Raw genomic sequence first — 9,061 nt, 5'->3', positions numbered from 1 at the left:
AGAGCGCGTGCGCCGTGATGGCGACCCTCCACCCTCTCCCTGGTGACAATAGCTGTGTGGAACCACCCGATCCCATCCCGAACTCGGAAGTGAAACGCACACGCGCCGATGGTAGTGTGGCTTAAGCCATGCAAGAGTAGGTCATCGCCAGGGGCTTTACCCAGAAGGCCGGATCCAACAGGATCCGGCCTTCTTCTTTTGCCCGCCAGAAACCCTGCCGCGCGCCTTCTATTAGGCCGCCCATCCAAGTGGCCGCCCATGCAAAAGGCCGCCCATGCAAAAGGCCGCCCGAGGGCGGCCTTTCGGCTCTCTTCAACCACGAGCCCGGGCGCCGCTAGCCCCGCGACGCCGCACGAAACGTCACCACCAGCACGCCCCGCCAGTCAGGCAGCGCGCGGTTCAACGGTGCCAGGCTTGGAGATGTAGTGCTGCACTGGGAGCAGCAAGCATCGTAGTCTTTGCGCTTTATGGCTTCAGGCCTAGCGGAATGGGCCGATAACCATCGGACAAGGAGCACTGTGTTGATGGCTAGCGCCTCCCCCGATGAACTCGCAATTGGCATTACGCTGCCTTGGCCGGTCTATGACCGGCATGGGAAGTTGTTGCTGGGACGCGGGGTGCTCATCAGTTGCCAGGCGCAGCTGGACGCTCTGCTCGATCGGGGGGTGTATGCCAGCGCCCGGGTCGGTGATGCGCCGGATACCCTGGCGCACTCGAGCGAGCTGCCCGTGTTCGAGGCAGCGCAGGCGCTGCAACGCGACATGCAGCGGGCCCACTGGCAGCTGTTGAATCGGGTGCCAGATTCCCTTCCTCGGGTCACCGCGCTGGCGGATGCTGTCCATGCGTTGATGCGGCGCGACCCCGACGCCATGCTGGCGGCGCTACAGCTGGAGATCGATGCCGATAACCACGCGGCGCGACAGCTTCACGCTGCAGCCTTGTGTGTCCTCGGCGCACGAGTGCTCGGGTTGGATGAAACAGGGGCCCGGTCGCTGCTGCTTGCGGGGCTGACGTACGACCTTGCGTTGGGGCCGCTTGCGACCGTGCTCAATCGGCAGAGTGGCGGCATGACGTCCGAGCAATGGCTTGAGGTCAAGGCCCATCCCAGTACGGCGCATGGCCTGCTGGTGGAGGTGGGCGTCTCGGACCCACTCTGGCTGGACGCAGTGCTGCACCACCACGAACGCCTGGACGGATCCGGATACCCAGTCGGATTGACCGGCGGGGCGATTGCCCCGCTGACACGAATGCTTGCGATTGTGGACATCTACACCGCCATGGTGCGTCCGCGTGCGTATCGCGGGGCGGTTCACGCCAAGGCGGCACTGCGCAGCATCTTCCTCGAGCGGGGGCGCGCGGTGGATGAGGCGATGGCGCAGGCGTTCATCAAGGAAATCGGCGTTTTCCCGCCGGGCACGCTGGTGCGACTGGCCAATGGCGAAGTCGGCGTGGTACGTCGGCGCGGAGAGAATGCGGCGCACCCGACCGTGGCCCGGCTGGTGATGCCGGGTGGAGCATTGGCTTCGATCGGCCTGCAGCGGAACACGGGCGAGCCCGAGTTTGCCGTCATCGAGACCGTGGCCCAGGAACCGCACAGCGCGTTGTTGGCCCGCGCCGTGCGATTGTGGATCTGACGGACAGGCGTCGTTTCAGAGCACCTGCGGGGGCTCGCCGCCCACGATGACGATGTCCGCACGGCGGCGGGCGAACAGACCGACGCTGACGACGCCCGGGATCTGGTTGATCGCCTGTTCGAGGCCGACCGGATCGGTGATCGACAGATTGTGGATGTCGAGGATCAGGTTGCCGTTATCGGTCACCACGCCCTGACCTTCGGCCGTCTGGCGCCACACCGGTTGGCCCCCCGTCATCGCGAGGATCTCGCGGGCCACGAGGCTGCGAGCCATGGGAATGACCTCGACGGGCAAGGGGAACTTGCCGAGCACCTCGACCCGCTTGGCCGGGTCGATGATGCAGACGAACTTCTGGCTGGCCTCGGCAATGATCTTTTCGCGGGTCAGCGCCGCACCACCGCCCTTGATCAGGCACTTGTTCGGATCGCACTCGTCGGCCCCGTCGACATACAGCGACAGCGGGCCGGTGGCGTTGAGGTCGAGGACTTCGATGCCGTGGGCCTGAAGCCGCGCGGTACTCTGATCGGAGCTGGAAACCGCGCCCTTGATGCGGTCCTTGATGCCCGCGAGGGCGTCGATGAAGTAGGCCACGGTGGATCCGGTGCCGACGCCGACGATCATGCCGTCCTCGACGAACTCAATGGCCTTTTCGCCGGCCAGGCGCTTGGCTTCGCTCATGGTGATGTGAACTTTGGGAGTGGTGACAGGAGGAGAGGGACCGACCACAGCGCCGCTTCGGCAGTCAGGCCGGAGGGATTCACTCAAGACTCAGCAGGTGCGTCCATTGCGCAGCGCTGACGGGAAACACCGACAGCCGGTTGCCACGTCGGACCAGGGCAAACTCCTCGCCTAAAGCGTCGGTGTGTTGCTTGATTTCATCGAGCGCGATGGTGCGCTTGAGCTTGCGATCGAATGCCACGTCCACCAGGAACCAGCGCGGCTCCTCGCGCGAGGCCTTGGGGTCGTGGTAATCGGATTTGGGGTCGAACTGGGTTTCGTCCGGATAGGCGCGGCTCGCGACGGTCGCGGTTCCCACGATGCCCGGAACCGGGCAGTTGGAGTGATAGAACAGCACCCCGTCGCCCACCTGCATCTGGTCACGCATGAAATTACGTGCCTGGTAGTTGCGCACGCCGTTCCACGGCTCGGTGCCAACTCGCTGCAGGTCGTCGATGGAAAAGGCGTCGGGTTCGGACTTCATCAGCCAATAGCGGCGGCGGGTCGTCATGCGGGTACTTTTCGACAATCAAAGAACGTGGATTCAGTGCACACGCCATCCACCGGTACGTCCCATTCCGCGGCATGGAGGGCATCCACGCGCTGTACGTCGAAGGCGGCGCCCACCAGGTAGGGCGGCGCGGGCTGCTCATGACGGAGGGCGAACGTGCGGTCATACCAGCCGCCGCCCATGCCCAGCCGTTGGCCGGTGGCATCGAAGCCAACCAAGGGCATGACGGCGAGGGTGAGCTGGGAGGCGTCCAGCAGGGAGTCGGGGCCAAGGTCCGGCTCCGGAATCCCGAGCCGATTGGTGACAAGGGCGTCACCCGAGCGCCATGGCGCAAAGCGGAGGCGGTCGTCGTCCCCGAGCACCGGGAGGCAGTACACGCAACCCGGCGGCAGCCGGAGCTGCCAGGCATGCAAGGCAATCTCACCGTCCATGGCCCAGTACCCGGCGACGTAGCCCTGAGTCGGGGCAAACGGTAGCGTCAGCAAACGGGTGGCCAGTTGTTCGGCGGCGGCCATGCGCGTGGCCGGGGGCAGGGCACGGCGATGGCCGCGCAGCAGGGTGCGAAGTTGTCGGCGTTCTGCCGCGAGATCGAAGGTCATCCAGCGCAATCCGGGGCGGCGGGGCGAACCTGGCCGCGGTTGGCCGGGATCACCGGCAGTGCGGCGCACTGTCGGTGGGGAAAGGAAAGTCCTCCGCTCGTGCCGATGCGTACGAAACGACCTTGAACCCGGGGTTCAAGTGGGAACGCTGGGTGGCCGTCGGGCTTCCCGCTGCGTGGCGGACATGCACTCCGGGCCGCCGTTGCGCCCCCGTGGTCGTCATTAAGGGACAAGGCGAATGTTTGCGTACGCCGTCGAACACAGCAGAGGACGTGCATGCAGTATAGCGTGGTGGACGGCACGCTGGCGGCCGCCCGTCGGTGCGGAACGAGCGGCATTCAGCCGGCCGAACAAATCGCCCCGGCGTCGGTGTCGGCCGTTTTAACGGGCCGTGGCGTCGAACAGACCGTCAAGCTTGCGCTGCAGATCGCCCAGGCTGCGTGCGAGCTCGCGGTCGCGGCCCGCGTTTTCGGTGCGCGCCAATTGCAGTTCGTGAGCGAGATTGAGCGCGGCCAGGACCGCCACGCGGTCAAGAGCGGCCATGCGGTTATTGCCCCGGATTTCGCGCATCTTGCCGTCGAGGACCTTGGCGGCCGCCAGCAGCCCGTCGCGCTCGTCGGGTTCGCAACCGACGGTGTACTCACGGTCGAGGATGCGGATGGTGACCGGATGGCTTGCGCTCACGTGTGCTGCTCCAGCGACTTCAGGCGCGCGATCATGGCCTCGACGCGGGTACGCGCCAGCTCGTTCTTGGCCAGCAGGGCGGACCGCTCGCCCACGAGCTGTTCCTGTTGCTGGCGCAGGCTGCGATTCTCCTCGCCCAGCCGGCGGGTCCGCTCGGTCAGCTCGTCGAGCCGGGCGCTGAGCGACTGCAACTGGGCAATGAGTTCGTCACGATCCATGCTTGAACGATAGCAGCGTGGAGCGGCCGGTCAAGGCACGGCGGTCGCGACCCGCTGGCCTTCCCACTCGAGGATGAACGACAGGCAGTCATCCTCGGGCAAGGGCCGGGCGAGCCAGTAGCCCTGGATCTCGTCGCAAGCGTGGGCCCGCAGGAACTGCATCTGTGCCTCGGTCTCCACGCCTTCGGCGATGACGTTCAGGCCGAGGGAGTGCGCCATCGTGATCACGGTGGTGGTGATGGCTTCATCGTCCGGGTCCACGGTGAGGTCGGCGATGAACGCCTTGTCGATCTTGAGGGTGTTGATCGGCAGCCGCTTGAGGTAGGCAAGCGACGAATAGCCGGTGCCGAAATCGTCGACCGCGAGGGCGATACCGAGTTCGCGGAAAGCCTGCAGGGTCGACGAGGTCTGTTCGGCGTTCTCCATGATGACGCTCTCGGTCAGCTCCAGCTCGAGGCGGTGCGCGTCGATGCCGGTCGCCTCCAGCGTGCGCGCCACCACATTGGGAAGGCCGCCACGCAGGAGCTGAAGGGCGGAGACGTTGACGGCCATGGTCAGCGAGCCGAGGCCGCGATCCTGCCATCGCTTGAGCACGGTGCAGGCCTCGCGCATGGCCCATTCCCCGATCTCCATGATCAGGCCCGTTTCCTCGGCCAGGGGCACGAACTGGATCGGCGCAATCTCGCCGTGCTCGGCGCTGGTCCAGCGCAGAAGCGCCTCCACGCCGGTAATGCGCTGGTCGCGCAGCGAGAGGCGGGGTTGGAACACCAGGCGCAGTTCCCCGCGGTCCAGGACCTTGCGCAACGCTGCGGAGATGGTGGCGCGTCGGCGGATCTCCAGGTCCATGCTGTCGGTGTAGCGCATGAACGTGCGGCGGCCGATTGCCTTGGCCTGGTACATCGCGGTGTCGGCGTGCTTGAGCAGGTCGGTGGGCACCTGCGCGTGGTCGGGGTACAGGCTGATGCCGATGGAGGGCGAGATCACCACCTCGTGCCGCTCGTCCAGGTCCAGCGGCTTCTCGAAGGCGGCGATGATCTGCAGTGCGACCTGTTCGGCCTGCTCGCCGCTGTCGATGCCTTCCAGCACCACGGTGAACTCGTCGCCGCCCAGCCGCGCCACCGTGTGCTGGACGCCCACTGTCTGCTGCAGGCGCGCCGCGGCCGCGCGCAGGATCCGGTCGCCGGCAGCGTGGCCCAGGGAGTCGTTGATGTCCTTGAACCGGTCCAGGTCGAGGAACAGGACGGCGATGCTCTGGTTCTGCCGCCGCGCGCGCACGATGGCCCGGGACAAGCGCTCGGAGAGGAGCGTGCGATTGGGCAGGCCGGTGAGGGTGTCGTAATTGGCGAGGTAGCGCAGTTCCTGCTCGGCCCGCTTCTGGTCGGTGATGTCACCCAGCACCGCGACGTAGTGGCCGCGCTGGCCGCTGGCATCGTGCACGATGCTCGCCTGGAGCCAGCACAGGAATTCGGTGCCATCCTTGCGCTGTTGCCACACCTCGCCGGACCAGCGGCCCTGGCGCTCCAGCTCTTCGCGCATGTGGCGGTAGAAATCCGGGTCGTGCTGCAGGCTGTCGAGCAGGCTGGTGTCGCGGCCGATCACTTCCGCGTCGGTGTAGCCCGTCATGCGCGAGAACGCGGGGTTGACCGAGATGAAATTGAAGTCGCGGTCGAACACGGCGACGGCTTCCGCCATGCTGCGTAGCACTTCGCTGGCGATGCGTCGCTCGCGCTCCGCACTGCGGCTGGCGGTAATGTCGCGGGCGGTGCCGGCCACGCGCACGGCGCGACCGTCGGGGCCGCGTTCAACCACCCGGCCGCGGGCTCGCACCCAGTGCCAGGTCCCGTCGGGCGCGCGCATGCGGTGTTCGGACGTGAACATGGCCGAGTCGCCCCGCAAATGCTGGCGCAATTGATCCAGCACTTGGGGCACATCCTCGCCATGGATCACGTTATCCGTGGTGATCTGCGTGTGGATGTCACCGCCGCTGGGATCGCCGCTCTGGTCGTCCACGCGCATGCGGTGGACTTGGCCGCGGGCCAGGTCGTAGTCCCAGAACTGTTCGCCCGAGGCCCACAGGGCCAGCTTCAGGCGTTCCTCGCGTTCGCGGATCTGGCGGAAATAGCTCTGGTCGAGGCGTCGCCGCCGGTTCCAGCGCCAGCCAAGCGTTGCGCTCGCTCCCAGGAAGGCGAGTACCGCGCCAAAGATGGCCAGCGGGTGCCGCCAGAAAGGCGGAGCAACGCGCACCGGAACCTGGAGCTCTTGCGGACTCCAGATGCCATCGCGATTGGTCGCTTGGGCGCGCAAGGTGTACCGGCCGGGGGGCAGCCGGGTATAGGTGATGTCGGGAGACGCGCCGTTGTCGACCCAGCCCCGATCGAACCCTTCCATTCGATAGCGGTAGCGGATGCGCGCGGCTGGATCGAAGTCGAACGCCCCGATGCGCAACCGCAGGATCTCCGCGCCGGCGGGAATGTCCAATTTCCAGGGCAGCCACAACGCGCCGCTGTCGCCGGTCGCGTCCAGTCCGATACGCGCGGCGAGCAGCCGCACCGGTGGTGTGTAGCGGGAGTCGGGGATGCGTGAGGGATCAAACAGGTTCAGGCCCCGCACACCGCCGAACGCCAGACGGCCGTCGCTCAACCGGGCGACGGCACCTCCGTTGAACTCCAGGTCCTGAAGACCATCGGCCAGGGTGTAGGCCCGGACATGATCGGTGGCGGGGTCGATGCGAAGGATGCCGATATCGGTGCCCAGCCACAGCTCGCGGCCCTTGGACTGGCCGATGGAGAAGACCGTGGGCGTGATATTGGTGCCCAGCTTGCCTGCCAGGGGACGGGAAAAACGGATGCTGCCGTCGCTGCTTTCGTGGGCGCGACTCAAGCCCGAATGCGTGCCCACCCACACCGTGCCGTCCGCGGCTTGGAACACGCTGCGGACAAGATTGCCGGCCAGGCTGTCGGGGTTGTGGTCGCTGTGGCGCAGGTGGCGGATGTTGCCGGTGGACGGATCCAAGATGTCGAGGCCGTCACCTGTGCCGACCCAGATCCGGCCCTTGCTGTCCTCCAGCACTGCATGGACGGTGGGATGCGAAATCGAGCCCCGGTCGCGTTCCCGCCAGGGGTACTGGGTGACGCCAGAGCCGTCGCGCCGGTAATGGAGCAAGCCCATTTTGCTGGTGCCCAGCCACAGGTCACCGTCGCGCGAGCGCACCATCGAGCGCAGGCTGGGGCGACCGAACGGTCCCAGTTCAATGGTTTCGGTTTCACCCGTGCCCACATCGAAACGCAGCAGGCCGTGGGTCGTGGCAAGCCAGAGGCGGCCATGACCCGCATCGTCCATGTCCATGACCCGGCGGATGTCCCGCACCGATTTTGGGGTGTCGGGCAGCTGCTGCGTCCACTCGGTGAAGCGGTCGCCGGCGCTGGCATAACGAAGCAGGCGACCGTCGTCGGTGCCCAGCCACAGGACGCCCGGGGCGGACTCATACACGGAACGGATGCTGTCGTCTGCCGCGGCGCTTCCTTTGTGCTTGGCCTCCGGTTCGAGCACGTAGGAGAACCTGGAGCCCTTGGGGTCGGTGACCGACACGCCCCGGAACCAGCCGCCCGCCCACAACATGCCACTGCGATCCACCATCAAGGCGGTGATCTGGTCTTCCGGAAGGCTGGCCGGGATCGATTCATTCTCCTCGATGGCGAGGACTTCGCCCGTCTTCGGATCAATGCGGCGCAGCCCGTGATTGCCGACCGCGAACCACAGGCGCCGATCGGGCGCCTCGGTGATCGAGTGGATGTCACCTTCGGCCGGGGTGTCGCCGACGGGCCACGCGCGAAGGATTTCCCGGCCATTGGAATGCAGTCGGTACAACCCGTCCGCGCGGCCGACCCACAGGTGCCCCTGCCGGTCAAACGCCAACCCGGTCACCGCGACCGCAGGCCCGACCCGGACCGGATGGCCGCTTGCTCCGATGCGGTACACCCCCGTGGGACCGCCGTACCAGAGCGTGCCCTGGGCATCGACGGCGAGACGCTGTGGTGCGACCTCGCCATCCGCCGTCCCGGACGCGTGAAGGATCCATCGCCGCTGTCCACTCGCGGGGTCCAGCGTTTCCAGGCCGGCCGCGGTCGCGACCCAGAGCAGGCCGCGATGGGGCATCAGGGCCACGACCCGTTGGCGCGGCCCATCGAACGTGCGGTCGGCGTCGTACCGCTGCACCGCGCCAGTGCCCAGATCCAGCCGCGCGAGGTAGCGCGACTGCGTGCCGATCCACAGGCCCCGAGGTCCGTCCAGTGCGAGCGCGGTGATGAAGCTGTCGGGCAGGCTGGCCGGGTTCTGGGGGTCTTGCCGATAGGGCACGAAGCGCTGGCCGTCGTAGCGGTGCAGCCCCCCTTGGGTGCCTACCCAGATGAACCCCTGCGGATCCTGTGCCAGGGCCGTCACAGTGTTCTGGACCAGCCCGCGTTCACTGCCCAGCGACTGGAAGTAGAACTCGCGCGTGGCCGCCACCGCCTGTGGCGGTTGGGCCGGTACCAGCAAGGCCAGTGCCATCAGGCCACGGCCAAGGGCTTTGCGGAGTGGGGAAGACAGCACGGCACCGGGTGCGGAAAGGCAACGCAGCCAGTGTAGGCACCCTGTGAAAGCGCCACAACCAACAGGGGCCGCCCCGGGGCCACGGTGCGGGTTGTTACACTGGCGTCC

At 66.9% G+C, this 9,061-nt stretch carries 7 protein-coding genes, 1 rRNA gene and 1 other RNA gene; 2 read left to right on the top strand and 7 right to left on the bottom strand.

Annotated features, from left to right (window positions below):
- Nucleotides 1-38: 38 nt before the first annotated feature.
- Together rrf and ACYVBS_RS06660 are read left to right on the top strand one after the other, a co-directional pair.
- A 5S ribosomal RNA gene (gene rrf / locus ACYVBS_RS06665) occupies nucleotides 39-153 on the top strand.
- 371 nt (nucleotides 154-524) lie between these two features.
- The gene (locus ACYVBS_RS06660; protein ID WP_460822611.1) at nucleotides 525-1,634 is read left to right on the top strand and encodes an HD-GYP domain-containing protein; all 1,110 of its coding nucleotides are present in this window, start codon (nucleotides 525-527) and stop codon (nucleotides 1,632-1,634) included.
- 15 nt (nucleotides 1,635-1,649) lie between these two features.
- Here the strand turns inward: ACYVBS_RS06660 and rpiA are convergent, their stop codons facing one another.
- From rpiA to ACYVBS_RS06625, 7 genes are all read right to left on the bottom strand, one after another.
- Entirely contained in the window at nucleotides 1,650-2,312 is a 663-nt protein-coding gene (gene rpiA, locus ACYVBS_RS06655; RefSeq protein WP_460822610.1) for a ribose-5-phosphate isomerase RpiA, read from the bottom strand.
- A 79-nt stretch (nucleotides 2,313-2,391) separates the two neighbouring features.
- Nucleotides 2,392-2,862 (bottom strand): EVE domain-containing protein, encoded by a 471-nt coding sequence (locus tag ACYVBS_RS06650; protein ID WP_460822609.1) that lies wholly within the window; start codon nucleotides 2,860-2,862, stop codon nucleotides 2,392-2,394.
- A complete protein-coding gene (locus tag ACYVBS_RS06645; RefSeq protein ID WP_460822608.1) occupies nucleotides 2,859-3,461 on the bottom strand; it encodes a 5-formyltetrahydrofolate cyclo-ligase in 603 nt (200 codons plus the stop codon). Before ACYVBS_RS06645 ends, ACYVBS_RS06650 begins: the two co-directional genes overlap by 4 nt.
- A gap of 86 nt (nucleotides 3,462-3,547) precedes the next feature.
- A non-coding RNA gene (gene ssrS, locus ACYVBS_RS06640) (6S RNA) lies at nucleotides 3,548-3,734 on the bottom strand.
- Nucleotides 3,735-3,842: 108 nt separating this feature from the next.
- Entirely contained in the window at nucleotides 3,843-4,145 is a 303-nt protein-coding gene (locus tag ACYVBS_RS06635) for a cell division protein ZapA (RefSeq protein ID WP_460822607.1), read from the bottom strand.
- Complete coding sequence (locus ACYVBS_RS06630) at nucleotides 4,142-4,363, bottom strand: TIGR02449 family protein (RefSeq protein ID WP_460822606.1); 222 nt, start codon at nucleotides 4,361-4,363, stop codon at nucleotides 4,142-4,144. The genes ACYVBS_RS06635 and ACYVBS_RS06630 overlap by 4 nt, the downstream gene beginning before the upstream one ends.
- A gap of 30 nt (nucleotides 4,364-4,393) precedes the next feature.
- On the bottom strand, nucleotides 4,394-8,911 hold the full coding sequence (locus ACYVBS_RS06625; RefSeq protein WP_460822605.1) for an EAL domain-containing protein: 4,518 nt from the start codon (nucleotides 8,909-8,911) through the stop codon (nucleotides 4,394-4,396).
- Nucleotides 8,912-9,061 lie beyond the last annotated feature (150 nt).

This window comes from Lysobacter olei (assembly GCF_054777355.1).
Note: the sequence above shows the minus strand (reverse complement) of the source record. Positions and strands in the feature narration are given on the sequence as shown.

Excerpts from the sequence above, each read along its gene's own strand:
- ACYVBS_RS06650 (WP_460822609.1), bottom strand. The coding sequence starts at position 2,862 with ATGACGACCCGCCGCCGCTATTGGCTGATGAAGTCCGAACCCGACGCC.
- ACYVBS_RS06630 (WP_460822606.1), bottom strand. The coding sequence starts at position 4,363 with ATGGATCGTGACGAACTCATTGCCCAGTTGCAGTCGCTCAGCGCCCGG.
- rpiA (WP_460822610.1), bottom strand. The coding sequence starts at position 2,312 with ATGAGCGAAGCCAAGCGCCTGGCCGGCGAAAAGGCCATTGAGTTCGTC.
- ACYVBS_RS06645 (WP_460822608.1), bottom strand. The coding sequence starts at position 3,461 with ATGACCTTCGATCTCGCGGCAGAACGCCGACAACTTCGCACCCTGCTG.
- ACYVBS_RS06660 (WP_460822611.1), top strand. The coding sequence starts at position 525 with ATGGCTAGCGCCTCCCCCGATGAACTCGCAATTGGCATTACGCTGCCT.
- ACYVBS_RS06625 (WP_460822605.1), bottom strand. The coding sequence starts at position 8,911 with ATGGCACTGGCCTTGCTGGTACCGGCCCAACCGCCACAGGCGGTGGCG.